Source organism: Duganella margarita (genome assembly GCF_009857535.1).
In the GTDB taxonomy this organism is placed as follows: Bacteria; Pseudomonadota; Gammaproteobacteria; order Burkholderiales; family Burkholderiaceae_D; genus Rugamonas; species Rugamonas margarita.
The window spans coordinates 106,613-129,516 of sequence record NZ_WWCS01000017.1; the positions used below are offsets into that span (position 1 = coordinate 106,613).

Below are 22,904 nucleotides of genomic sequence, written 5' to 3' on the forward strand. Positions count from 1 at the left end.
TCGGTTATCGTGCTATTTTGGCAAAGGCGGCGAAGTACTCGGGGAACGTCTTGTTCACGCACTTGGGATCGTTGATGCGGGTCGGCGCGCCCTTGCGCGCGGCGCCATCCAGCGACACCAGCGAGAAGCACATCGCCATGCGGTGATCGTCGTAGGTGTCGATAGTAGCAGGCGACAGCGCGGCCGGCGGCGTCACCTTGATGTAGTCCGGGCCCTCCTCCACGATGGCGCCAACCTTGCGCAACTCGGTCGCCATGGCGGCGATGCGGTCGGTTTCCTTGACGCGCCAGCTGGCGATATTGCGCAGCGTCGACGGACCGTCCGCATACAGCGCGGCGATGGCGATGGTCATGGCGGCGTCGGGAATGTGATTGAAATCGGCATCGATGGCCTTCAGCGGACCATTGGCGCGCGCTTCGATCCAGTTGTCGCCCATGGTGATCTGCGCCCCCATCTGCGCCAGCGCGGCGGCGAAGCGGACGTCGCCCTGAATGCTGTTATTACCCACGCCCTCGACCCGCACCGGACCGCCGCCGATCGCGCCGGCCGCCAGGAAGTACGACGCCGACGACGCATCGCCCTCCACGTGAATGGTGCCGGGCGACTGGTAGACCTGGCCGGGCTGGATGGTGAACGCGGCCCAGCCATCCTGCTCGACCTGCACGCCGAAGCGGCGGATCAGGTTCAGCGTGATTTCGATGTACGGCTTGGAAATCAGTTCGCCGATGACGTCGATGGTGATCGCGTGCGCCTTGGCCATCAGTGGCGCCACCATCAGCAGCGCGGTCAGGAACTGGCTCGACACATCGCCGCGCACCGACAGGCGCTGGGCGGTGATCTTGCCCTGCTTGATGTGCAGCGGCGGAAAGCCGGGATTGCCGGTGTATTCGACGTTGGTGCCGGCGGCGTTGAGGGCGTCGACCAGATCGCCGATCGGCCGCTCGTGCATGCGCGGCACGCCGTGCAGCGTGTAGTCGCCGCCGATGACGGCCAATGCGGCGGTCAGCGGACGGATCGCGGTGCCGGCGTTACCCATGAACAGATCGGCCGATTTATTCGGCAGCACGCCGGCCACGCCGGTGACGTGGTGGATGGTGCCGGTGGCGGTCTGCTCCTCGGTCCACTGCACGCCGAGCGAGCGCAAGGCGGCCAGCATGACGGCGGTGTCGTCCGACGCCAGCAGGTCGACGATGGCGACCTGCCCTTGCGACAGTGCCGACAGCAGCAGGATGCGGTTGGAAATGGATTTCGAGCCCGGCAAACGCACCGTGCCTTCAACGTGGGCGACCGTTTGCAGGTCGAGGTATTCGTGAGTCATATTGTTCCTTTAGCGCCCGCACCGTCATTCCCGCGCAGGCGGGAATCCATTGCTGAGCGCGCGTTCTATAGGCTCCCGCCTGCGCGGGAGCGACGGCGGCTATCTTCTTTATCCTGCTTTATCCGGCGACTGCGGCGCCTCGGCGGCTTCGATCGCGGTGATCCATTGGTGACGGGCGTGCTGGGCGTTGCTGTAGACGCGCTCCAGCGCTCCGCCGTCGTGGGCGGCCAGATGCGCGCGCAGTTGCGTCAATTGTGCCATGTACGCATCCAGCTCCGCCAATAACGCCGGCTGGTTGGCCAGGCTGATGTCGCGCCACATCTCCGGCGACGAGCCGGCGATGCGCGTGAAATCGCGGAAGCCGCTGGCGGCATACTGGAACAGCAAATCCGCATGCGGCTTGTTGGCCACATCGTCCACCAGCGCATACGCCAGCAAATGCGGCAGATGGCTCACCGCCGCAAACACCTTGTCATGCGCTTCGGGCGTCAGCCGATGGATCAGCGCACCGCAGGCACGCCAGGCAGCCGCCACGCGCTCAATATCCGCCTCGCTGTTTTCGGCCAGCGCGGTCAGCACCACTTTCTTGCCGATGTATAGATGGTCGATGGCGGCGTCGGGACCATTGGTCTCGCGGCCGGCGATCGGGTGGCCGGGCACGAACTGCGCGACCTTGCCGCCCAGCGCCTGGCGCGCGGCAGCCACCACGTCCGACTTGGTGCTGCCGGCGTCCGTGACGACCGTGCCTGCCGCCAGATGCGGCGCTATCGCCGCCAGAATGGCTGCGGTTTGCGCCACCGGCGCGGCCAGCAGCACCAGATCGGCGCCGTGCAGCGCGCCAGCCAGCGACGGCTCGACGGTCACGCCGATGCTGTCGATAATGCCCAGCTCCAGCGCCCGCGCCATCGACGCTGCCGAACGGCCGACGCCGACGATCTCGCGCACCGCGCCGGCCTTCTTCAGCGCCAGCGCAAACGAACCGCCAATCAGGCCAACGCCAAATATAACGACTTTGTTCAGCATTTACTCCGCCAACGCGACCGTCAGCGCCTCGATGAAAGCCTCATTCTCTTCCGGCAGGCCGATGGACACGCGCAGCCACTCCGGCAGACCATATCCGCCCACCGGACGCACGATCACGCCCTGCTTCAGCAGCGACAGATTGACGCGCGCGCCGGCGCCGGCATCGTCACCAACCTTGACCAGCACGAAGTTACCGTACGACGGCACGTACTCCAGCCCCAGCTTGTCGAACGCCGCTACATATTGCTGGTAGCCGGCGGTGTTGTTCTCTGCGCCTTTTTGCAGGAAATCCATGTCGTTCAGCGCAGCGATGGCCGCAGCCTGCGCCAGCGAGTTGACGTTGAACGGCTGACGCACGCGGTTCAGCAGATCGGTCAGCGCCGGCTGCGCAATCGCGAAGCCCACGCGCAGGCCAGCCAGGCCGTACGCTTTCGAGAAGGTGCGCGACACCAGCAGGTTGGGATACTTCTTTACCCACTCCGCCGATTCAAACTGGTCCTGCTGCGCCAGGAATTCGTTGTACGCCTCGTCCAGCACCACCACCACGTGCGATGGCACCTTGGCCAGGAAAGCCTCGATTTCGGCGGCTGGAATAAACGTGCCGGTCGGGTTGTTCGGGTTGGCGATGAACACCAGGCGCGTGTCGTCGCGGATCGCCGCCAGCATGGCCGACAGGTCATGGCCGTAGGCCTTGGCCGGGGTGACGATGTGCTGCGCGCCGACGCCCTGCGCCGCCAGCGCATAAATCGCGAACGAATACTGCGAGTAGACAATCGACTGGCCGCGCTCCACCAGTGCGTGCGCGGCGATTTCCAGGATGTCGTTGGAGCCGTTGCCCAGCGTGATCCAGTCGGCTGGCACGTCGTAGCGGTTGGACAGCGCGCCTTTCAGGTCGAAGCCATTGGCGTCCGGGTAGCGGCCCAGTTCCGCCACGGCGGCGGCCATGGCCTGTCTGGCCGATTCCGGCACGCCGAACGGATTCTCGTTCGACGCCAGCTTGATGATGCTGGCTTCATCCAGGCCGAATTCGCGCGCGACTTCCGCGATCGGTTTGCCGGCTTGGTAAGGAGCGATAGCGCGGATGTATTCCGGGCCGTAGTTGTTGGTCATGGTGTCTCTCTTTATTATCAGGTCAGGCTGACCGGGTAGGAACCCAGCACCTTGAAGAAGGCAGCGTTGCTCTGCAATTCGGCCAGCGCGCTGGCCACCGCAGGATCCTGCAGATGGCCTTGCACGTCGACGTAGAAGTAGTATTCCCAGGTGCCGGTGCGCGCCGGGCGCGATTCAAAGCGCGTCATCGACACGCCGTGCTGCGCCAGCGATCCAAGCAGGCGGTAAATCGAACCCGCCTTGTGCGGCGCGGCCAGCGCCAGCGAGGTGCGGTCTTCGCCCGACGGGCCGGCCTGCAGCGAACCAATCACCGCAAAGCGCGTGCGGTTGTGCGGATCGTCCTGGATGTTGGCCTTGACGGTGCCCAGGCTGTAACGCACGCCGGCGCGTTCGCCGGCAATCGCCGCCAGCTTGTGGTCGTCGCGCGCCATGCGCGCCGCTTCGGCATTGGACGAGACGGCGATGCGCTCAAGGTCCGGGTAGTTGTTGTTCAACCAGATCTGGCACTGCGCCAGCGCCTGCGCGTGGGCACAGATGGCGGTGACGCCGTCCATATTGCCGCTGCCGGTCAGCAGGCTGTGACGCACGGCGATCGACACTTCGCCGCTGATGGTCAGCGGCGTATGCAGCATCAGGTCGAGCGTGCGGCCGATCGCGCCTTCGGTCGAATTCTCGACCGGCACCACGCCGAATTCGGCGGTGCCGGCTTCGGTGGCGCGGAACACTTCGTCAATCGAGGCGCATGGCAGCACGTCGACGGCGGTGCCGAATTGTTCGTACACCGCCTGCTCGCTGTAGGTGCCGGCCGGGCCGAGGAAGGCCACGGTGACGCGCTTTTCCAGCGAACGGCAGGCGGACATGATTTCGCGCCAGATGGTCTGCAGTTCGGCGTTGCCCATCGGGCCCGGATTGCGTTCGGCCACGCCGCGCAGCACCTGCGCTTCGCGTTCCGGACGGAACACCGGTGCGCCGGTTTCGGCTTTGACATGGCCCACTGCCTGCGCGACGCGCGCGCGCTGGTTCAGCAGGTCGAGGATTTGGGCGTCGATCGAGTCGATCTGTTCGCGCAATGGTTTGAGTTTGTCGTTCATGGAATTATCGGCCAGCGAATTCGTTCAAGTAGTCTACGAGCGCTTGCACGCCCTCGATAGGCATCGCGTTGTAGATCGATGCGCGCATACCGCCGACGGACTTGTGGCCCTTCAGTTGCAGCAGCCCGCGCGCTTTGGCGCCGGCCAGGAATGCTTCGTTCCTGCTCTCGTCCTTCAGGTAGAAAGGCACGTTCATGCGGGAACGGTTGTGCAGCGCCACGCGATTCTGATAAAAATCGTCGACGTCCAGCGCCGCGTACAGCAGCGCGGCCTTGGCCTTGGCGCGGCGCTCCATCTCGGCCACGCCGCCCTGCGCCTTCAGCCACTGGAACACCAGGCCGGCGATGTAGATGCCATAGGTCGGCGGCGTGTTGTACATCGATTCGTTGTCGGCCACCAGCTTGAAGTCGAACGCCGACGGACAGGCCGGCAGCGCCTGACCCAGCAGGTCGTCGCGGATGATGACGATGGTGACGCCGGCCGGACCGATGTTCTTCTGCGCGCCGGCGAAGATCACGCCGTATTTGGCGACGTCGATCACGCGCGACAAAATGTGCGACGACATGTCGGCCACCAGCGGCACGCCGGCCAGACGCGGGTCGGCCGCATCCGGCACGCCGCCGTCAAAGTCGTACTCGACGCCGTCGATGGTCTCGTTGGTGCACATGTGCAGATAGGCCGCGCCGGGCGTCAGCTGCCACTCGCTCTGCGGCGGCACCGACGTCATCGACGACGCGGCGATGTTCACGCTGGCGTACTTGGCGGCTTCCTTGATGGATTTGCCCGACCACGAACCGGTGTGAATGAAATCGATGGTTGCGCCGGCGGGCTTGTGGCCCAGCAGGTTCAACGGGATCAGGGCGTTCTGCGACAGTCCGCCGCCCTGCATGAACAAGATCTTGTAATTGTCCGGTACTGCCAGCAGCTCGCGCAGATCGCGCTCGGCCGCCTTGTAAATCGACATAAACTCCGGTCCGCGGTGGCTCATCTCCATCACCGACATGCCGCTGCCGTGCCAGTCCAGCATTTCGGCGGCTGCTTGCGTCAGCACTTCCTTCGGCAGTACGGCAGGGCCGGCGGAAAAGTTGTAGATGTGAGTCACGTTGCATTCCTTTTGCAGCCCGTCGTTCCCGCGCAAGCGGGGACCCATGCTGCGTATGGATTCCCGCCTGCGCGGGAATGACGGTATTAATAAAACGGGGCCAGTTCTATTGTCGCGCAATAGTCGTGGCCCCGCTGGCTCCTCACAGAGTGAGTTTTACTCCGTCGCTGAATCCGGGCCCGGTTCCAGCTCGACTTCGTCAATGTCGGTCTCGACCACGCGCTGCAGGCCGGACAGCTTGGTGCCGTCTTCCACGGCGATCAGGGTCACGCCCTGGGTCGCGCGGCCCATCTCACGGATCTCCGACACGCGGGTGCGGATCAGGACGCCGCCGGTGGTGATCAGCATGATCTCATCGGTCGGTTCCACCAGCGTTGCCGCCACCACGCGACCATTCCGTTCGGACGTCTGGATCGCTATCATGCCCTTGGTGCCGCGGCCATGACGGGTGTACTCGGTGATCGGAGTGCGCTTGCCGAAGCCGTTTTCGGTCGCGGTCAGCACCGACTGCTGCTCGTTCTCGGCCACCAGCAGCGCAATCACGCGCTGGCCTTCGTCGAGGTTCATGCCGCGCACGCCGCGGGCGTTACGGCCCATCGGGCGTACGTCGTTCTCGTCGAAGCGCACGGCCTTGCCGGCGTCGGAGAACAGCATCACATCGTGTTCGCCATCGGTCAGCGCGGCGCCGATCAGGAAGTCGCCCTCGTCCAGGTCGACCGCGATGATGCCGGCCTTGCGTGGATTGCTGAAGTCTTTCAGCGGCGTTTTCTTCACGGTGCCCAGGCTGGTGGACATGAAGACGTAGTGGTCTTCCGGGAAGGTGCGGTTCTCGCCCGACAGCGGCAGGATCACGGTGATCTTCTCGTTGTCCGCCAATGGGAACATGTTGACGATCGGCTTGCCGCGCGAGTTGCGCGAGCCTTGCGGCACTTCCCACACCTTCAGCCAGTACAGACGGCCGCGGTTGGAGAAGCACAGGATGTAATCGTGGGTGTTGGCGATGAACAGCTGGTCGATCCAGTCCTCGTCCTTGGTGGCCATGGCCTGCTTGCCGCGGCCGCCGCGTTTTTGCGCGCGGTACTCGGAGATCGGCTGCGCCTTCATGTAGCCGGTGTGCGACAGGGTCACCACCATGTCCTGCGGCGTGATCAGATCTTCCGTATTCAGGTCGCTGGCGTTGTGCTCGATGTTGGAACGGCGCGGGTCCTTGGTCGGATCGCCGAATTCGCCCACGATCGATGTCATTTCGTCGGTGATGATGGTGGTCACGCGCGACGGCGTGGCCAGGATGTCCAGCAGGTCGGCGATTTCCGCCATCACGTCCTTGTACTCGTTGACGATCTTGTCCTGTTCCAGGCCGGTCAGGCGTTGCAGGCGCATTTGCAGGATCTCTTGCGCCTGGTCGTCGGACAGCTTGTACATGCCGTCGGCCTGGATGCCGTAGTGCTTCGGCAGGTGTTCCGGACGGAACGCCTCGATACCGCCGACGGTGGTGCCTTCGCCGGTACGGGCCAGCATCTCGCGCACCAGCGACGAATCCCACGAACGGTCCATCAGCGCCGATTTCGCCACCGGCGGGGTGGGCGCGGCCTTGATCAGGGCGATGAAATCATCGATATTGGCCAGCGCCACCGCCAGGCCTTCCAGCACGTGGCCACGTTCGCGCGCCTTGCGCAGCTCGAACACGGTGCGGCGCGTGACCACTTCGCGGCGGTGCGACAGGAAGCACGACAGCATTTCCTTCAGGTTCAGCAGCTTGGGCTGGCCGTCGACCAGCGCCACCATGTTCATGCCGAAGGTGTCTTGCAGCTGGGTTTGCTTGTAGAGGTTGTTCAGCACCACTTCCGGCACTTCACCACGCTTCAGCTCGATAACCACGCGCATGCCCGACTTGTCGGACTCGTCGCGGATGTCGCTGATGCCTTCCAGTTTCTTGTCGCGGACGTTTTCGGCGATGCGTTCCAGCAAGGACTTCTTGTTGACCTGGTACGGCAGTTCGTCAACGATGATGGCGGTGCGGCCGCCGTCCTTGCCGTACTCTTCGTAGTGGGTCTTGGCGCGCATCACCACGCGGCCACGGCCGGTGCGGTAACCGTCGCGCACGCCCGAGACGCCATAGATGGTGCCGCCGGTCGGGAAGTCCGGCGCCGGGATCAGTTCGATCAGTTCGTCGATCGAGCAGTCCGGATTGTTCAGCACGTGCAGCGCGCCGGCAATCACTTCGTGCAGATTGTGCGGCGGGATGTTGGTGGCCATACCCACGGCGATACCCGACGAGCCGTTGATCAGCAGGTTGGGAATGCGGGTCGGCAGAACGGTCGGTTCTTTTTCCTTGCCGTCGTAGTTGGGCTGGAAGTCGACCGTATCCTTGTCGATATCGGCCAGCAGCTCGCTGGAAATCTTGTCGAGACGGCACTCGGTGTAACGCATGGCCGCTGCGCCGTCACCGTCGACCGAGCCGAAGTTACCCTGACCGTCGACCAGCATATAGCGCAGCGAGAAGTGCTGCGCCATGCGCACCAGCGTGTCGTAAATCGAGGCGTCGCCGTGCGGGTGATACTTACCCATGGTCTCGCCGACCACACGGGCGCACTTGACATAGGGGCGATTCCACACGTTGTTCATTTCGTGCATCGAGTACAGGACGCGGCGGTGTACAGGCTTGAGGCCGTCACGCACATCCGGCAAGGCGCGGCCCACGATCACGCTCATGGCGTAATCGAGGTAGCTCTTGCGCATCTCTTCTTCGAGGGAAATAGGGATTGTTTCTTTTGCGAATTGATCCATTGGCCGGTCGTTTACTGTGGTTTATTAAGCCTCTCCCAAGAGACAGGCAAGCGGTCGATTTTAGCATGCGCGCAAGGCAACTAGCGCATTTCCGCGCCGAGGCCGCATTCATGCGGTGTAGCGCACACTGCGCGCACGTAACAAGTTGTAATATTCATGACACATTACTCAATTATTATCGACAATCACGTTGCAACAAAACAACATTTTGGTCGAACGCGAAAAGCCGCCATGTTGGAGCTTTTTTTACGACCCAAGTCGCTTGTGGCAAAATGGACGAGAAGTCAATTGCTTGATTCGCAAGCGGGAAATGAGTGTGACGCCCCTGCGTGGTAGAATTCTCCTCACGCAACACAAAGTCGCGCAGTTTTCTGCGGATATCACCCCCGAAAGGAAGAAAAATATGAAAAAACTGATTTCGATGCTGGCTATTTCTGCTGCATTCGCCGGCTCGGCTATCGCCCAGACCGCGCCGACGGCCCCTCCGTACGCGCCTGTAACCCAGGACATCAAGGCGTCGACGCCTAAGAGCGCCTACGTGCAAGATGCCCGCGGCATCATCGCCCGTGACCCGTTCGGCCTGTGCTGGCGCACCGGCTACTGGACCCCGGCTGATGCCGTGCCAGGTTGCGATCTGCCACTGTGCGTAGAGCCAGAGAAGCTGGAAAACGGCAAGTGCGTGGCTCCACCGCCACCAGTTGCACCAGCACCTGCTCCAGCACCGGCCGCCACCCCGGCGCCAGTGCCAGTACCAGTGCCAACCGCACAGAAAGTCAGCTTCGCAGCCGATGCGTTCTTCGACTTCGACAAGGCCGTCCTCAAACCAGAAGGCAAAGCCAAGCTGGATGACGTGACCTCGAAACTGGGTTCGATCAACCTGGAAGTCATCATCGCCGTCGGTCACACCGACTCGGTGGGTTCGGACGAGTACAACCAGAAGCTGTCGGTACGCCGCGCTGAAGCTGTCAAAGCCTACATCATCTCCAAAGGCGTTGAAGCTAACCGCGTGTACACCGAAGGTAAAGGCGAGAAACAGCCAGTTGCAGACAACAAAACTGCAGAAGGCCGCGCTAAAAACCGTCGCGTAGAAATCGAAGTCGTCGGCACCAGCAAGTAATTGCCGCTGACAGCATAAAAAACCGTCCGGTGAAAACCGGGCGGTTTTTTTTTGTCTGGGCGCATAGTCGCCAGGCCGCGCGGCCTCAGCGTGTGAAGGGAGGGACGAGCGCGTTTAAACGGCGGGCGCACGTTTAACTAAGGGAGGGCGATTCCGGCAGGGATTTGGGCCGGAAGAAACAGCTTATCGCAGGCAATCGCGCGCGAGGACGGCGCTGGCCTGGGCCTGGATATCGTGGCGAATCAGGTTGCGCAGTTCACGGCGCTTGCGGGCACGGCCGCGATGCTTGGCGGGGATGGCTTCAATCGGCTTGTCGGCAAACGGCAGCGCCATGTGGTAGAAGTGCTGCGGCGCCTCGGCGCCCACCAGCGGCGCCCAGAAGGCGTCATAGTCAAACAACTTCTTCTGTGCCACCGTATCGGTCATGCGCGGCATGTGGCTCTGGCCGATACCTGCGAGCACCTTGATGCCAATCGCCATCGCCAACGTTTCGGCCGCCATCAACAGCAGATGGGCCGGCGAAACGTTGTTGCACTCTTCGGTCGCCAGGCGGATGCGGTCGATGCTGCCGGCAATACCTTGCACGCTGGACACCAGCAACGCCTGCGCTGCGCTTACGCCAGCCACTTCGCCCGGCACAATGGAAAAGGTGAGGATACAGGCATCGGTGCTGTTGACATTCAGCGTGAGGCACAGATCACCGTCGAAGTTGTAGCGGTAAGGAAAGCGCAGCGCCATCGACAGCGACGCCGCCCCGGTACGCTGTTTCCAGAGAGTATGGCCTCCGTGCCGGTTGGTCGCAGTAAGGAAGCCGGTCCGGAAGTGCTGCGCCACCTGCTGGTGGTGGTTGATAGCCACCCGCAGCCGGTGCGGAATGTTAAAGCCGCCGCCCAGATAATACTTGCGCAGGTAGCGATAACGCACGCCATCATAAAAGTCGGCGCTGTTCAGCGCGCCCAGCTCGCGCAACCATCGCGACAGCACGAAATGGCTGCGCAGGTTCATGGTGAAATCCAGAGCCTGCGACAGCACCCCGTATTGCGGCGCATGGCGCGCGGGGGACGACGGCTGTACCACCGCCACTGGCCCGCTTTCTTGGGCAATTGTTTGCGTCATCTATCGATCCTTTCTACGGGTTAAGGCGCTGCACGGCGCGGTGTATCGTATTGTATCGACACATACCTTCCCCAATCATTACATCTGTGAAAGCAGTTTCATATGCAACACGCCTTCAACAACGCAAGACTCGCGCCCTCCGCATGCACGCTGGCCGCCGCTTTTGCCCGCGCTGCTTTAAAATAGCGATCAGACTGATAAAACTGCCCAATCTATGAACGCTGATCCATTAGAACTGCAAAAATTCGCCGAACTCGCCCACCGCTGGTGGGACCCGACCTCCGAGTTCCGCCCGCTGCACGAAATTAACCCGCTGCGCCTGGAATGGATCAACGCGCGCGCGTCGCTGGCCGGCAAGAACGTGATCGACATCGGCTGCGGCGGCGGCATCCTGACCGAATCGATGGCGCGCAAGGGCGCCACCGTCACCGGCATCGACCTCGGCGAAAAAGCGCTGAAAGTGGCCGACCTGCACTCGCTGGAATCCGGCGTGGCGGTGCGCTACAAGCTGATCGCCGCCGAAGACATGGCCGCGCAGGAACCCGGCCAGTACGACGTGGTCACCTGCATGGAAATGCTGGAACACGTGCCGGACCCGGGCGCCATCGTGCGCGCCGCCGCCGCGCTGGTCAAACCGGGCGGCCACCTGTTCTTCTCCACGCTCAACCGCAATCCCAAGGCGTATCTGTTTGCCGTGATCGGCGCCGAGTACATCCTGCGCATGCTGCCAAAAGGAACCCACGACTACGACAAGTTCATCACGCCCTCCGAGCTGTCGCAGTACATCCGCAGCGCCGGGCTGGAAGTGGCCGGCTTCAAGGGCATGGGCTACAATCCGCTGACCAAGATCTATTCGCTCAACGATGACACCAGCGTCAACTACCTGGTGGCTGCCCGCCGCCCTCTGTAAATGACCATGACCATGCCGCCCCCCGCCGCGCCACGCGCCATCCTGTTCGACCTCGACGGCACGCTGGCCGACACCGCGCCCGACCTGGCCGCCGCCGTCAACCTGTTGCGCAGCACGCGCGGACTGGCACCGACCGCCTATGAGATCCTGCGTCCGACCGCTTCGGCCGGCGCGCGCGGCATGATCGGCGCCTCGTTCGGCCTGACGCCGGACGACGACGGCTACCTGGCGCTGCGCGATGAGTTCTTCAGCAACTACGAAGCGGCCATCGCGGTCCACAGCCGGCTGTTCGACGGCATTCCCGAGCTGCTGGCCGGCATCGAGGCGGCCGGGCTGCAATGGGGCGTGGTCACCAACAAGTCGAAGCGGTTTACCGACCCGCTGCTGCCGCAAATCGGCCTCGGCCATGCGGCCTGCGCGATTTCCGGCGACACCACGGCGCACGCCAAGCCGCACCCGGCGCCGGTGCTGGAAGCGGCCAGCCGCCTCAAGCTGGCGCCTGAACAGTGCTGGTATGTCGGCGACGACCTGCGCGACATCCAGGCCGGCAAGGCCGCCAATATGCTGACCATCGCCTGCAGCTGGGGCTATTGCGGCGCCACGGCGCCGGAAAGCTGGCAGGCCGATTACCTGTTCCGGCAACCGGCAGAATTGCTGGCGCTGATGCAGGCGGCGCTGGCCGGCGACGCATTAGCGGCCTGATCTGTTGGTTTGGCGCCGCCAAGGCGCATTGCACAACGGATTTTTGTTGCCGTACGGACAGAGTAGGCGTAGTCTCCCGCATGACTGCGTAGCATTACTTATTTCCTGAAAGCCAAGACCCCGCTGATCGGAAAAAGAGAGACAGTCGCCGACACTCAACTTTTTCCGATCAGGTGCATGATGAATTTTCCTGAGCAGGCTGCCCAACTCCCGCAGCCCTATGCTGGTTCATTGACAGACTCCTTCGCCACCCTGCCGCAGCGCACCACCGCGCCGCAGAGCTGGATGGTCCGCGTGACCGACGCCAAATATCACTGGTATGACCTGATTGCCGGCTTTGCCGAGAAGCCGGACATCCGCGATCCCATCGGCCGCTATATGCGCCGGATGCAGTTCGAGCTGGAGGCCACGGCCGAAAAACGCCATCTGTTCTTCGCCGTCACCCGCCCGCGCGTGCGCTTCGACATCGCCGGCGTGGTGCAGTGGGGCTTTTTTTCGCTCAAGCTGACCTTGCCGCTGCTGACGGGCGCCGAGGAAACCAAGGAATCCATCACGGTGGAACTGAAGGTGCCGTTCGCGGCCACCATGAAGAAGCCGACCGTGATCCTGACCGAGAACTTCATCAGCCTCAACTGGGGCGGCCTGGTCGAGGTCTTCTCCGTGCACGACCTGCTGCAAACTTATGCCCACACGCTCAAGCTGCCCAGCAAGGTCAGTTATGTCGGCCAGACCCGCGACCCGGACGGCCGGCTGGGCAAGGGCCGCCTCGGCGCCATGCACAAGCTGCGCGCCCAGTACGGCCTTGATTACGACATCCTGATCCTGGTGCTGGGCATGGAAGTCGAAGTCAATTGCGCCGAAGGCGACCCGGCCGCGCTGCCGCACAATGAATACGCGCTGCCGGCCGACATCCTGCACGCCGAACGCATGGATGCGATCGAAGCGGCGCTGATCCGCTACTTCGAGGGCAGCGCGCCGCAGCTGCGCCCGCTGGATGAACGCAAGGCCCGCGCCGAGCGGCTGACGGCGGTGCAGGTGGCCAACCACCTGGCGCAGTACACCATCGATCTGGAATTGCCGGAGGCCGGCTTCTATAATGCTTTAAGCTCGGAATTTGTCAGCTCGGCCAAGCGCCATCTGCTGAGCTGTTTCATCGCCGACGGCCAGGCCCAGGTTGCATCGATGCCACTGCCGGCGCCGGCAAAAGGCAGCAAGTCCTGAGTAGTGTTACATTGGATAGATTCTTGATGCGCCGACACATTTCCACGTGGAAATATAGGATCGGAAGCACTATAATCACCGGACTATGACACCACGGAGCGCGCAAATGAGCAATGACGACGACGATTATCCCGATCCGTCGCCGGAAGAGCTAGGCATCGGCGCGCTGTTCGAAGAGGCGCCCGAACCCTTCCACGATTTGCTGGCGCCGCCGCCGGACGACATGGAAGAGCTGCTGCCGTTGATGCCGCAACGCACCGCCGCGCCGCAGACCTGGGTGGTCACCGTGGCCGACGCCAAATTCCACTGGTACGACCTGATCGCCGGCTTCCCGCCGGTGCCGGATATCCGCGACCCGGTCGGCCGCCACCTGCGCCGCATGCAATTCGACCTGGAAGCGACCAGCGAAAAGCGGCTGCTGTATTTCGCCATCAGCCGCCCGCGCGTGCGCTTCGACCCGTCCCGCCACACCAGTTGGGGCTTCTTCTCGCTGAAGCTGACGGTGCCGCTGCTGGTGGGCACGGAAGAGAAAAAGGATACGCTGACCATCGAGCTGACGGTGCCGTTTGCCGCCACGCTGAAAAAGCCGACGGTGGTGCTGACCGACCAGTTCATCACGCTCAACTGGGGCGGCCTGATCGAGGCGCTGTCGATCCACGACTTGCTGCAGCAATACGACAACCCCTACAACTTCGCCAGCGAAGTACAGTACGTCGGCCAGACCAAGGACCCGCTGGGCCGGCTGGCGCGCGCGCGCCTGATGCCGGTGCAGCGCGTGCACCAGCGCCAGAGCGAAAACAACGACATGCTGCTGCTGATCCAGCGCATGAACGTAGAAGTGATGTCGGCCGACGGCGATCCGGCCGAGCTGGAGGTCAACCGGAATCCGGTCGCCGCCGACATGCTGCTGAAGGACCGCATCGACGTCATCGAATGCGCGCTTATCCGCTACTTCGAAGGGCCGGAAATGCACGGCCGCAGCGACAAGGAAGCCGATATCCGCAAGCAGCGCGTGGCCGAGGTGGCGCGCAACAATAATCTGGAGAGCTTCCGCATCGACTTGCGGCTGGAAGAGGCCGGCAAATACCACGACCTCCACTCTCGCCACACCAGCGTCTCGCGCAATCACGTGATCGATTGCCGCGTGGTGGACGGCCACGTGATTGTCGAGCGCGTGCCGGTGCCGGAGAAAAAGGGCTGAGCCCCGGCCCGAGCCCTCCCACTATACCGCCGCCAGCGCCTGCTCCAGGTCGGCCAGCAGATCGTCACTGTGCTCGATGCCGATCGACAGCCGCACCGTATCGACCGTCACGCCCGCCTTGGCCAGTTCTTGCTCGTTGAGCTGGCGATGCGTAGTCGAGGCCGGATGGCAGGCGAGCGACTTGGCGTCACCGATGTTGACCAGCCGCGTGAACAGTTGCAACGCATCCTGGAAACGCGCACCGCCCTCCACGCCGCCCTGCACGCCAAACGTCAGCACGCCGGACGGCCGCCCGCCCAGGTATTTGACAGCCAGCGCGTGGTCCCGGTGGTCTTCCAGCCCGGCGTAATTCACCCACTTGACCTTGCTGTGCTGGCCGAGGAACTGCGCCACCTTGCGCGTGTTGTCGACAATCCGCTCCATGCGCAGCGCCAGCGTCTCGATGCCCTGCAAAATCAGGAAGGCATTGAACGGCGACAGCGCGGCACCGGTATTTCGCAACGGCACCACGCGCGCGCGGCCGATGTAGGCTGCCGGGCCCAGCGCCTCGGTGTAGACCACGCCGTGATACGACACGTCCGGCTCGTTGAGGCGCTTGAAGCGCTCCTTGTGCTCAGCCCACGGGAACTTGCCGGAATCGACAATCGCGCCGCCGATTGAATTGCCGTGGCCGCCCAGGTACTTGGTCAGCGAATGCACCACGATGTCGGCGCCATGCTCGATCGGCCGCAGCAGGTACGGCGTGGCGACCGTGTTGTCGACAATCAGCGGCACGCCGTGCGCGTGGGCGACAGCGGCAATGGCCGCGATATCGGTGATATTGCCGAGCGGGTTGCCGATCGATTCGATGAACACCGCCTTGGTGCGCTCGTCGATCAGCGCGCCGAACGAGGCCGGATCGCGGGCGTCGGCAAAGCGGGTGGTGATGCCGTACTGCGGCAGCGTGTGGGCGAACAGGTTGTAGGTGCCGCCGTACAGCGTGGCGGCGGCAACGATATTGTCGCCGGCTTCGGCAATGGTCTGGATCGCGTAAGTGACGGCGGCCTGGCCGGACGCCAGCGCCAGCGCCGCCACCCCGCCTTCCAGCGCGGCGACGCGCTGCTCCAGCACATCCTGGGTCGGATTCATGATGCGGGTGTAGATATTGCCCGGCACTTTGAGGTCGAACAGGTCGGCGCCGTGCTGGGTGTCGTCGAAGGCGTAGGCCACGGTCTGGTAAATCGGCACGGCGACCGCGCGGGTGGTCGGATCGGGGCTGTAGCCGCCGTGGACGGCAATGGTTTCGAGTTTCATTTTGTCTCCTTAGTTGGCCTTCCCAAGGTAGCGCGAAGGCGGCCGCCTGACGACGAATGATTCCAAAAAAGCAAATGCGCATTCCGGATAAGGTAAGCTGTCACAGATTGACCGCCTGGCGCGTCTAAGGTTCATGATGACTGACTCCTCCCTGTTTGCGGCACTGCGGCCGCGCCTGTTCGCTATCGCCTACCGCATGCTGGGCACCCGCGCCGACGCCGACGACGTGGTGCAGGACGCCTGGCTGCGCTGGCACGGCAGCGACCGCGCCGCAGTGCAAGCGCCGGAAGCGTGGCTGGTGACCATCGCCACCCGGCTGGCGATCGACCGCCTGCGCGCGCGGCAGAGCGAACGCAGCGCGTATGTCGGCTGGTGGCTGCCGGAACCGATCGTCGAACTGGACGAGCGCACGCCGGAAAGCAGCGCCGAGCTGGCCAGTGAGGTGTCGATGGCGTTCATGTGGGTGCTGGAGCGATTGTCGCCGGAGGAGCGGGCGGCGTTTCTGATGCGGCAGGTGTTTGAGCATGAGTACGCCGACATCGCCGACATGCTGGGCAAGAGCGAGGCGGCCTGCCGGCAGATGGTGCACCGGGCACAGCAACGGGTGCAGCAGCAACAGCCGCGCTTTGCCGTGCCACGCGAACAGCACCGGGCGCTGCTGGGACGCTTCATGGCCGCCGCCCAGAACGGCGACCGCGCCGCCATGAAAAACCTGCTGGCCGATGATGTGCAACTGGTGGCCGATGGCGGTGGCAAAGTCAATTCCTACCTGCGCGTGCTGCACGGCGCCGGCCGCGTGGCGGGATCGTTCTGGTCGCTGGAGCACCAATATCCGCAGCAGGTGATATATCGCCAGGCGCGCATCAACGGCGAACCCGGACTGCTGCGCTATGTCGGCGGCAAGCTGGAGTCGGCCCAATCCTTCCTGATCGACAACGACCGCATCGTCGCCGTCTTCATCGTCCGCAACCCGGACAAGCTGCTGGGCGTGCCGCAGACTATTTCACCAGTGGCTTAACATCGGTGACCAGACCATTGGTATTTTTGTAGGGTACCCTGACCAGCGGATTCTGTACTCCGCCAAACCCGTCGGGATCCCGCGTGATAATCATTCGTCCCGCGAGGTCTGCGGTCGCCCAGATAATACAATCGGGCAGCTTAGGCGCTTTCGCACCTGGCCGCTGATATCGGCCACCACGGATCTCTGCCGCTCTGTGCATGATTTCCACGGTGGTCTGCACAACGACAATACCAGCATCCATCAAATCCTGGTCGAACTGCTCTATTTGTACCGGCGTCAAGGCGCACGCGACTTCCATCCAATTGATCGCACTAATGGCGGCGTCATCTTAGCCAGCCAGTTCACGCGTCGCCTCGATAATCCCAGCCGTATGATCGATGAGGATATTGGTATCGAAAAGGACTACTGCCATTCTGCACGCAGCTCGTTTTGATATACGAGTCCGTCTTTTGGCCTGCTCTGATCGCCGGCAAGCATACCGTGGCTACGCATCAGAATTGCAAACCTTGCCTGACGACGCTGCTCTTTAGCCTCATCGGTATCAGGCTGTGGCGGCGATTGCGCGATCTTGAGCGCTGCAGACTTAAGCACCTCTGCGGGCTGAACTTGACGCTCTCGCGCCAACGCCTCAACGTGGGCCATTTCCCGCTCATCCAGCTCAACGACAACTTTGCGCATGACACACCTCCTCTTAGGAGCCAGTGTATAACAATTATTTTATCCAGACTGTCACAACGGGGACGAGCCTACCGTCTAAAGATAAGAAGGGCACGCGGTGTGCCCTCGCCAATCTGAAAGGCGTCATCATGACCCAAGCTGCCCGTATTCCCTTCTTCCAACTCGCCCCTGCCAATCTGCAGGCCATGATCGCGCTGTCGGCGTCGGTCAAGAAAAGCTCGCTGGGTGCCCGGCTGGTGGAACTGATCAACTTGCGAGTATCGCAGCTCAACGGCTGCGGCGTGTGCATCGACATGCACTGGCGCGACCTGATCAAGCAAGGCGCCGAACCGCGCCACCTGAACGCCGTCGCCGGCTGGCGCGAAGCCCCGTTCTTCAGCGCACTGGAACGCGCCGCGCTGAACTGGGCGGAAGCCGTCAACGCCCTGCCCCACCGCCAGCCCAGCGACGCCGATTTCGCCGAACTGAAAGAACATTTCACCGACAATGAAATCGCCGAACTGAGCTACGCAATCGCCGTCATCCGCGGTTGGAACGCGATCAACGCCAGCCTGCACAACCAAATCCCGGAAGTGCCGGCGCCAGGGTTCTAAATCAGAAGGACGCGGCTTCTCCACCTTTGGCAATGCTACCGAGAAGAATCTTTCAAACTTATTATTTCAAATCCAGCTGATGATGGCAGCTCGTTTATCGCGCGAGCTGGCTCATCGTCGGCTTGCCCTATGACATGGCGGTACATCACGTATTTCGCATTGCTCTCGCCGTAACCACCAGTAGCGACTACGACTCTAATTTCGTCAGAACCCAAATACAGCCATCCCGGGCGACTTTTCTCGGCAAAATCCAATCGCTCAGGCGAGGCCCGTCCGGACGGGTAAGTCACTACAAATCCTTGCACGGCATTTGCCGTAAATTCACCTGAAATAATAAGCGCACGATGTTTGTTACCGACACATTGAACCAGAACCGATGAGCCCCTGGATTGCTCGGTAGTGCCAAAAAATGCCGTGCGCTTGCGCCCCTGCTGCAGGTAATAAATGTGCGTTGAGGCGGCCGGCGAATCCCGCATCACCACCACGCTCTGCGCGGCGCCACTTCCCAAGCGACAGGAGGCCACCAGTTCTGCCGAGTGTGTCGCTACAGCCGTCGTCGTGCAAACAACGTAAAGGAGAGTTTTCATTTGACCATGTCCCGTAGTATTTGCATAGAATCTGGCTTGTCCACAAGCTTGTCCGCAGCGGCTTTGATCTTACGGTAGTAAGCATGTTCGGCATGACGCCGCTATACGTGCTCGGCCTGGCCGGCGCCAGCGCGAGCGGCAGCGCCACGCCAGCTTTGGTGATCATCATCGGCACCATATGGGGCTTCTTCATCCATTCGAACCTGCGGGTCCGACTCGGCCCGCTGGAATCGCTCATCGCCACGCCGGCCTTCCATCACTGGCACCACACCAGCGTGGCGCCGCTGGACCGCAACTTCTCGTCGACCCTGCCTTTCCTCGACCGCGTTTTCGGCACCTCGCATCTGCCGGCCGGCTGGCCGGTGGCCTACGGCATCGCCCAGGCCGCGCCAGCGCCGCCCGAACGGCAGCCTTGACCGAATAGGAATCTGCGGAGGAGAAAGATTACTGTAGGAAATTTAACGGCGTAAACCGCCTCCCGGCGGTTTTTGAGTCAGACGAATCGGAGAGGCTTTGCGCTTGCAAGCGCAAAGCCGCTTCGCGGGCGGCTCGCATGCGAGCCGAATTCCCCGCTACGCCCCGCGTCCCGCGGGTTCGATCCCCGCCGCATGCGCTATCGGCGGAATAAAAAATAAAAGGCCCCGAGCGCAAGCGCGGGGCCTTTTGTTTTTTATCCGAGTGGTGGAGCCGGCGGGAATCGAACCCGCGTCCGCAAGCACTCTACAGACAGTTCTACATACTTAGCACTATCATTTAATTTAACCTGTACAGCACGGATGTGCACGTTCTGGACAAGCGATTCACCTTAGATTTAGCGCTGCTTCAAGTGACCCGTCACAGCGCGATTCCCTGTAAATGACTCCTTGACTTTTAACGGTCCGCCCCAGGGAAGAAGCGTTTAGGAGCTAACAGCCCTTAGGCTGCCAGTGCGTACGAGTTATCGTTTGCAGTTATTGATTTCTGGGTGTATTTACGAGGTAACCAGGCCTCGGTATGCCCTGCTCTGCTTTGCAACCCACGTCGAAACCAGGTCGGCCCCACAGAACTTCTATTCTACAGCACTTTGCTGTCCCCCGCCATGGACGTCAAACGCCCGTCATATTCGGGCGTTATGATGCACACAGTTCTCACATAGAACGACTTATTAGCGTCCTCCGGGCCGCTACTACCGGCGCCGGCGGTCGGGAAATATACCGGCACCAAATTCCTCCTCGCCATGCCTGCGCCGCCAGTCTGGACCCGCGCAATGTGCGATTGTTGTTGCATTGCAGCACACGGTAGCCGGATTTGTGAATCCGGCGCGCGCGCTGCATTAGAATGACACTGTCATCACTTCAGCACACCACTGCCATGCCCGATGTCACCGCGCCCGCTGTGCCCAGCCCGAAGAAACGCGGCCGCCCGCAAAAAGGCGAAGGCGGCGGGCTGCGCGCCGAGCTGATCGAAAAATCGGCGCAGCTGTTCCGCACCAAGGGCTATGACAACACCACGGTGCGCGACATTGCCGCCGCCACCGGCATCCAGGCCGGCAGCTGGTTTTACCATTTCAAGAGCAAGCAGGAGATCCTGGCGGCGATCATGGAACAGGGCATGCAGCGCTCGCTGGCCGAGATCGAGGCCATCGCCGCGCTGCCGCTGGCGCCCGGCGCCATGCTGCACCGGCTGGTCGAGGCCCATCTGCACACGCTGCTGGCGCCCGACCACCATTTCATCGCCGTGCTGCTGTACGAATGGCGCTCGCTGGACGACGCCTCGCGCGCGCGCATCAGCGCGCTGAAGGACCGCTACGAGGCGGTGTGGGACCGTGCCATTGCCGCTCTGCATGATTCGGGCGACTGGGGCCGGCCGTCGCAGTTCGACCGGCTGCTGATCTTCGGCGCGCTGAACTGGACCGTGCAATGGTACAAGCCGGGCAGCGGCGCCGACGTCGAGGAACTGGCGCGCCAGGCCATGCACTTCATCCTGCGCACGCCGGCCGCAGTTCAGGCACAATAGGGTCATCGCCACTTCGAGGACCGCTGCATGATTTATGAAATCGCCGAGCTGTACATCAAACCCGACGCGCATGACGCCTTCCAGGCAGCCGTGGCGCAGGCGGTGCCGATCTTCAAGGCCGCCAGCGGCTGCCGCTCGATGCGCCTCGACCGCGCCATCGAGACCCCGGACACCTACCACCTGGTGATCGGCTGGGAGACGCTGGAACACCATACGGTCGACTTTCGCGGCAGCGACGGCTTCCAGCAATGGCGCGCGCTGGTCGGCGGCAGCTTCGCCACCCCGCCCAAGGTCGAACACTTTGCCACCGCCGTGGCTGGCTTTTAAGTAACGGAGGTTATTATGACCCGCACCATCCATCGTAATTTCCCGCAATTGGCCGACGCCGAGGGCGCCCGCAGCGCGCTGCTGGCCGACGGTTTTCCGCAATCGACCGTCAAGCTGACCACGCACACAGCGCTGCCGTCGGACGTGGCCACCAGTACGGTCGGCAATCTGCTCGATGCGCTGACGCCGGGCGGCCCGGCCGCCGCCGCCGCCGCGCGACACCGCGCCGGCGCCGCCGCCATGCTGTCGGTCGACGTCTATGACGACGACGAGCAGGACAAGGCCGACCGCATCATGGGCGGCTACGGCGCCAGCGCCGCCTGACGTTGTAGCACGCCCCGGCGGCCATTTCCCCGGCCGCCGCGCCGGACAGCAACGTCCGGCGCTTCCTTGAGGTGGCGCAAGCGCGCCATTTCCCCCCGCCCCTATACTCGCCTTTGGCTGTCCCTGCCCGGACAGCGCAACCGGCGCGGGCGGACGCGCCTCGACCAGGACTCCACGATGCGCGTCGGCCTCATTTCCTATCCCATGCTGTTCCAGCGCAACGGCGGCCTGCAGGTGCAGGTCGGCGAGACCCTGCGCGCGCTGGCGGCGGCCGGGCACCAGGTGGGCCTGGTGGACCCCGCCCACGCCGACCGCGCCGACTTCGACCTGCTGCACGTGTTCGGCAGCATGAACGGCAATCACCGGCTGGTGGCGGCGGCGCGCGCGGCCGGCCTGCCGGTGGTGCTGTCGGCGCTGGTGGCGCCGTCCTGGAACGCCGCCGCAGGCCGCCGCGCCCGCCTGGCGGGCTGGCTGGCCGGCGCCCTCAGCGCCATGCCGCTGGAAACCACCTATGCCCATATCCGCAGCGCGCTGCGCCAGGCCGACCTGGTGATCGCGCTGGGGGCGGCCGAAAAAACTGCGATCGTGCGCGGCTTTCGCATCGCGCCGGACAAGGTGCGGCTGGTGCCGAACGGCGTCGGCGCCCGGTTTTTCGACGCCGACCCGGCGCCGTTCCGCGCCGCCTACGGCATCGCCGGCCGCTTCGCGCTGTGCGTCGGCGCCATTTCACCGTACAAGAACCAGCTCGGCCTGGCCCAGGCGCTGGCCGCGCTGGCGCTGCCGCTGGTGCTGATCGGCCCGGTCGAACCGGCGCAGGCCGCTTACCTGCAGGCGCTGCTGGACCGGCCGGCGGTGCGCTGGCTGGGCGCGCTCGAACACGGCGACCCGCTGCTGGCCGGCGCCTATGCCGCCGCTGCCGTGGTGGCGCTGCCCAGCCGCGGCGAGGTGTTCCCGCTGGCCATCCTGGAGGCGCTGGCGGCCGGCACGCCGGCGGTGATGACGGACGAGAGCGCGCTGACGCTGCCGGCCAGCGGTTTTGCGCTCAAGCGCGTGCAGCCGGACGATCGCACGGCCATTGCCGGCGCCGTTGCCGCGCTGCTGGCGCAGCCGCCATGCCGTGCCGCCGTCAGCGCGCTGGTGCGCGATTTTTCGTGGCCGCAGGTGGCCGCGCAACTAAGTGCTTGCTACGAGGCTTGCCATGGCCACCACTGAGATGACGCCGGCGCTGGTGGTCGGCAGCGAACTGAACGCGCTGGGCATGCTGCGCAGCCTGGCCGCCGGCGGCGTGCCGACCCATGTGCTGGGGCCGGCTGACGGCGTGGCGATGCGCTCGCGCCACGCGCGCCGCCATGTGCTGGCCGACACCGGCGGCGCGGCGCTGACCGGTG

Annotated in this window: 24 protein-coding genes and 1 other RNA gene; 13 read left to right on the forward strand and 12 right to left on the reverse strand. The window is 63.4% G+C overall.

All coding sequences use genetic code 11. The features are described from left to right. Nucleotides 1-4: 4 nt before the first annotated feature. The 6 genes from aroA to gyrA all read right to left on the reverse strand — a co-directional run bounded on the left by aroA (nucleotide 5) and on the right by gyrA (nucleotide 8,431). Nucleotides 5-1,318: a 3-phosphoshikimate 1-carboxyvinyltransferase gene (gene aroA, locus GTP55_RS22475; protein ID WP_161047055.1), complete on the reverse strand. Its 1,314-nt coding sequence runs from the start codon at nucleotides 1,316-1,318 to the stop codon at nucleotides 5-7. 108 nt (nucleotides 1,319-1,426) lie between these two features. Next, nucleotides 1,427-2,341: a prephenate dehydrogenase gene (locus GTP55_RS22480; protein ID WP_202423825.1), complete on the reverse strand. Its 915-nt coding sequence runs from the start codon at nucleotides 2,339-2,341 to the stop codon at nucleotides 1,427-1,429. Then, complete coding sequence (gene hisC / locus GTP55_RS22485; protein WP_161047056.1) at nucleotides 2,342-3,451, reverse strand: histidinol-phosphate transaminase; 1,110 nt, start codon at nucleotides 3,449-3,451, stop codon at nucleotides 2,342-2,344. Between the two features lie 17 nt (nucleotides 3,452-3,468). Continuing rightward, entirely contained in the window at nucleotides 3,469-4,542 is a 1,074-nt protein-coding gene (gene pheA / locus GTP55_RS22490) for a prephenate dehydratase (RefSeq protein WP_161047057.1), read from the reverse strand. A gap of 4 nt (nucleotides 4,543-4,546) precedes the next feature. After that, nucleotides 4,547-5,644, reverse strand: coding sequence for a 3-phosphoserine/phosphohydroxythreonine transaminase (serC, locus tag GTP55_RS22495; RefSeq protein ID WP_161047058.1), 1,098 nt, complete (start codon nucleotides 5,642-5,644; stop codon nucleotides 4,547-4,549). Nucleotides 5,645-5,800: 156 nt separating this feature from the next. After that, nucleotides 5,801-8,431 (reverse strand): DNA gyrase subunit A, encoded by a 2,631-nt coding sequence (gyrA, locus tag GTP55_RS22500; RefSeq protein WP_161047059.1) that lies wholly within the window; start codon nucleotides 8,429-8,431, stop codon nucleotides 5,801-5,803. A 403-nt stretch (nucleotides 8,432-8,834) separates the two neighbouring features. Here gyrA and ompA point away from each other — a divergent pair, with 403 nt between their 5' ends. Beyond that, the gene (gene ompA / locus GTP55_RS22505; RefSeq protein WP_110846864.1) at nucleotides 8,835-9,548 is read left to right on the forward strand and encodes an outer membrane protein OmpA; all 714 of its coding nucleotides are present in this window, start codon (nucleotides 8,835-8,837) and stop codon (nucleotides 9,546-9,548) included. Nucleotides 9,549-9,731: 183 nt separating this feature from the next. On the opposite strand, the gene GTP55_RS22510 is transcribed toward ompA, so the two are convergent. Further along, nucleotides 9,732-10,664: a DUF535 family protein gene (locus GTP55_RS22510; protein WP_161047060.1), complete on the reverse strand. Its 933-nt coding sequence runs from the start codon at nucleotides 10,662-10,664 to the stop codon at nucleotides 9,732-9,734. A gap of 214 nt (nucleotides 10,665-10,878) precedes the next feature. Between GTP55_RS22510 and ubiG the strand changes: the two genes are divergently transcribed. From ubiG to GTP55_RS22530, 4 genes are all read left to right on the forward strand, one after another. Continuing rightward, nucleotides 10,879-11,574: a bifunctional 2-polyprenyl-6-hydroxyphenol methylase/3-demethylubiquinol 3-O-methyltransferase UbiG gene (gene ubiG, locus GTP55_RS22515; protein ID WP_161047061.1), complete on the forward strand. Its 696-nt coding sequence runs from the start codon at nucleotides 10,879-10,881 to the stop codon at nucleotides 11,572-11,574. A 6-nt stretch (nucleotides 11,575-11,580) separates the two neighbouring features. Further along, nucleotides 11,581-12,276 carry an HAD family hydrolase gene (locus tag GTP55_RS22520; RefSeq protein ID WP_229258113.1) on the forward strand — a complete coding sequence of 232 codons (696 nt, stop codon included), beginning with the start codon at nucleotides 11,581-11,583 and terminating at the stop codon, nucleotides 12,274-12,276. A 177-nt stretch (nucleotides 12,277-12,453) separates the two neighbouring features. Further along, nucleotides 12,454-13,497, forward strand: coding sequence for a hypothetical protein (locus GTP55_RS22525; protein WP_229258114.1), 1,044 nt, complete (start codon nucleotides 12,454-12,456; stop codon nucleotides 13,495-13,497). Nucleotides 13,498-13,603: 106 nt separating this feature from the next. After that, on the forward strand, nucleotides 13,604-14,698 hold the full coding sequence (locus GTP55_RS22530) for a hypothetical protein (RefSeq protein WP_161047062.1): 1,095 nt from the start codon (nucleotides 13,604-13,606) through the stop codon (nucleotides 14,696-14,698). Between the two features lie 21 nt (nucleotides 14,699-14,719). Here the strand turns inward: GTP55_RS22530 and GTP55_RS22535 are convergent, their stop codons facing one another. Further along, entirely contained in the window at nucleotides 14,720-15,991 is a 1,272-nt protein-coding gene (locus GTP55_RS22535; protein ID WP_161047063.1) for an O-acetylhomoserine aminocarboxypropyltransferase/cysteine synthase family protein, read from the reverse strand. Between the two features lie 136 nt (nucleotides 15,992-16,127). Between GTP55_RS22535 and GTP55_RS22540 the strand changes: the two genes are divergently transcribed. Further along, nucleotides 16,128-17,009, forward strand: coding sequence for an RNA polymerase sigma-70 factor (locus GTP55_RS22540; RefSeq protein WP_161047084.1), 882 nt, complete (start codon nucleotides 16,128-16,130; stop codon nucleotides 17,007-17,009). Here GTP55_RS22540 and GTP55_RS22545 read toward each other — a convergent pair. Beyond that, nucleotides 16,990-17,328, reverse strand: a complete 339-nt coding sequence (locus tag GTP55_RS22545; RefSeq protein ID WP_371868411.1) for a PIN domain-containing protein — start codon at nucleotides 17,326-17,328, stop codon at nucleotides 16,990-16,992. The two genes, GTP55_RS22540 and GTP55_RS22545, sit on opposite strands and share 20 nt — an antisense overlap. An 86-nt stretch (nucleotides 17,329-17,414) precedes the next feature. After that, nucleotides 17,415-17,690, reverse strand: a complete 276-nt coding sequence (locus GTP55_RS22550; RefSeq protein ID WP_161047065.1) for a hypothetical protein — start codon at nucleotides 17,688-17,690, stop codon at nucleotides 17,415-17,417. Between the two features lie 128 nt (nucleotides 17,691-17,818). On the opposite strand from GTP55_RS22550, the gene GTP55_RS22555 reads away from it, so the two are divergent. Beyond that, complete coding sequence (locus tag GTP55_RS22555; RefSeq protein WP_161047066.1) at nucleotides 17,819-18,283, forward strand: carboxymuconolactone decarboxylase family protein; 465 nt, start codon at nucleotides 17,819-17,821, stop codon at nucleotides 18,281-18,283. A 35-nt stretch (nucleotides 18,284-18,318) separates the two neighbouring features. On the opposite strand, the gene GTP55_RS22560 is transcribed toward GTP55_RS22555, so the two are convergent. Next, nucleotides 18,319-18,870, reverse strand: coding sequence for a hypothetical protein (locus GTP55_RS22560; protein WP_161047067.1), 552 nt, complete (start codon nucleotides 18,868-18,870; stop codon nucleotides 18,319-18,321). 20 nt (nucleotides 18,871-18,890) lie between these two features. Between GTP55_RS22560 and GTP55_RS22565 the strand changes: the two genes are divergently transcribed. Continuing rightward, nucleotides 18,891-19,286 (forward strand): sterol desaturase family protein, encoded by a 396-nt coding sequence (locus tag GTP55_RS22565; protein WP_371868409.1) that lies wholly within the window; start codon nucleotides 18,891-18,893, stop codon nucleotides 19,284-19,286. Nucleotides 19,287-19,549: 263 nt separating this feature from the next. Here the strand turns inward: GTP55_RS22565 and ssrA are convergent. After that, nucleotides 19,550-19,909, reverse strand: a transfer-messenger RNA (tmRNA) gene (gene ssrA, locus GTP55_RS22570). A gap of 311 nt (nucleotides 19,910-20,220) precedes the next feature. On the opposite strand from ssrA, the gene GTP55_RS22575 reads away from it, so the two are divergent. The 5 genes from GTP55_RS22575 to GTP55_RS22595 form a co-directional block, all read left to right on the forward strand. Next, entirely contained in the window at nucleotides 20,221-20,865 is a 645-nt protein-coding gene (locus GTP55_RS22575; protein ID WP_161047068.1) for a TetR/AcrR family transcriptional regulator, read from the forward strand. Between the two features lie 27 nt (nucleotides 20,866-20,892). Beyond that, complete coding sequence (locus GTP55_RS22580) at nucleotides 20,893-21,192, forward strand: antibiotic biosynthesis monooxygenase family protein (protein WP_161047069.1); 300 nt, start codon at nucleotides 20,893-20,895, stop codon at nucleotides 21,190-21,192. Between the two features lie 15 nt (nucleotides 21,193-21,207). After that, complete coding sequence (locus tag GTP55_RS22585; RefSeq protein WP_161047070.1) at nucleotides 21,208-21,516, forward strand: hypothetical protein; 309 nt, start codon at nucleotides 21,208-21,210, stop codon at nucleotides 21,514-21,516. A gap of 177 nt (nucleotides 21,517-21,693) precedes the next feature. After that, nucleotides 21,694-22,728 (forward strand): glycosyltransferase family 4 protein, encoded by a 1,035-nt coding sequence (locus GTP55_RS22590; RefSeq protein WP_161047071.1) that lies wholly within the window; start codon nucleotides 21,694-21,696, stop codon nucleotides 22,726-22,728. Beyond that, nucleotides 22,715-22,904, forward strand: a 190-nt coding sequence (locus GTP55_RS22595; protein WP_371868410.1) for a hypothetical protein, incomplete at its 3' end; no start/stop codon positions are given. The genes GTP55_RS22590 and GTP55_RS22595, both read left to right, overlap by 14 nt.

Coding starts and splice junctions, on each gene's coding strand:
- aroA (WP_161047055.1), bottom strand. CDS start 1,318: ATGACTCACGAATACCTCGACCTGCAAACGGTCGCCCACGTTGAAGGC.
- GTP55_RS22480 (WP_202423825.1), bottom strand. CDS start 2,341: ATGCTGAACAAAGTCGTTATATTTGGCGTTGGCCTGATTGGCGGTTCG.
- hisC (WP_161047056.1), bottom strand. CDS start 3,451: ATGACCAACAACTACGGCCCGGAATACATCCGCGCTATCGCTCCTTAC.
- pheA (WP_161047057.1), bottom strand. CDS start 4,542: ATGAACGACAAACTCAAACCATTGCGCGAACAGATCGACTCGATCGAC.
- gyrA (WP_161047059.1), bottom strand. CDS start 8,431: ATGGATCAATTCGCAAAAGAAACAATCCCTATTTCCCTCGAAGAAGAG.
- ompA (WP_110846864.1), top strand. CDS start 8,835: ATGAAAAAACTGATTTCGATGCTGGCTATTTCTGCTGCATTCGCCGGC.
- GTP55_RS22510 (WP_161047060.1), bottom strand. CDS start 10,664: ATGACGCAAACAATTGCCCAAGAAAGCGGGCCAGTGGCGGTGGTACAG.
- ubiG (WP_161047061.1), top strand. CDS start 10,879: ATGAACGCTGATCCATTAGAACTGCAAAAATTCGCCGAACTCGCCCAC.
- GTP55_RS22520 (WP_229258113.1), top strand. CDS start 11,581: ATGACCATGCCGCCCCCCGCCGCGCCACGCGCCATCCTGTTCGACCTC.
- GTP55_RS22525 (WP_229258114.1), top strand. CDS start 12,454: ATGATGAATTTTCCTGAGCAGGCTGCCCAACTCCCGCAGCCCTATGCT.
- GTP55_RS22530 (WP_161047062.1), top strand. CDS start 13,604: ATGAGCAATGACGACGACGATTATCCCGATCCGTCGCCGGAAGAGCTA.
- GTP55_RS22535 (WP_161047063.1), bottom strand. CDS start 15,991: ATGAAACTCGAAACCATTGCCGTCCACGGCGGCTACAGCCCCGATCCG.
- GTP55_RS22540 (WP_161047084.1), top strand. CDS start 16,128: ATGACTGACTCCTCCCTGTTTGCGGCACTGCGGCCGCGCCTGTTCGCT.
- GTP55_RS22550 (WP_161047065.1), bottom strand. CDS start 17,690: ATGCGCAAAGTTGTCGTTGAGCTGGATGAGCGGGAAATGGCCCACGTT.
- GTP55_RS22555 (WP_161047066.1), top strand. CDS start 17,819: ATGACCCAAGCTGCCCGTATTCCCTTCTTCCAACTCGCCCCTGCCAAT.
- GTP55_RS22560 (WP_161047067.1), bottom strand. CDS start 18,870: ATGAAAACTCTCCTTTACGTTGTTTGCACGACGACGGCTGTAGCGACA.
- GTP55_RS22575 (WP_161047068.1), top strand. CDS start 20,221: ATGCCCGATGTCACCGCGCCCGCTGTGCCCAGCCCGAAGAAACGCGGC.
- GTP55_RS22580 (WP_161047069.1), top strand. CDS start 20,893: ATGATTTATGAAATCGCCGAGCTGTACATCAAACCCGACGCGCATGAC.
- GTP55_RS22585 (WP_161047070.1), top strand. CDS start 21,208: ATGACCCGCACCATCCATCGTAATTTCCCGCAATTGGCCGACGCCGAG.
- GTP55_RS22590 (WP_161047071.1), top strand. CDS start 21,694: ATGCGCGTCGGCCTCATTTCCTATCCCATGCTGTTCCAGCGCAACGGC.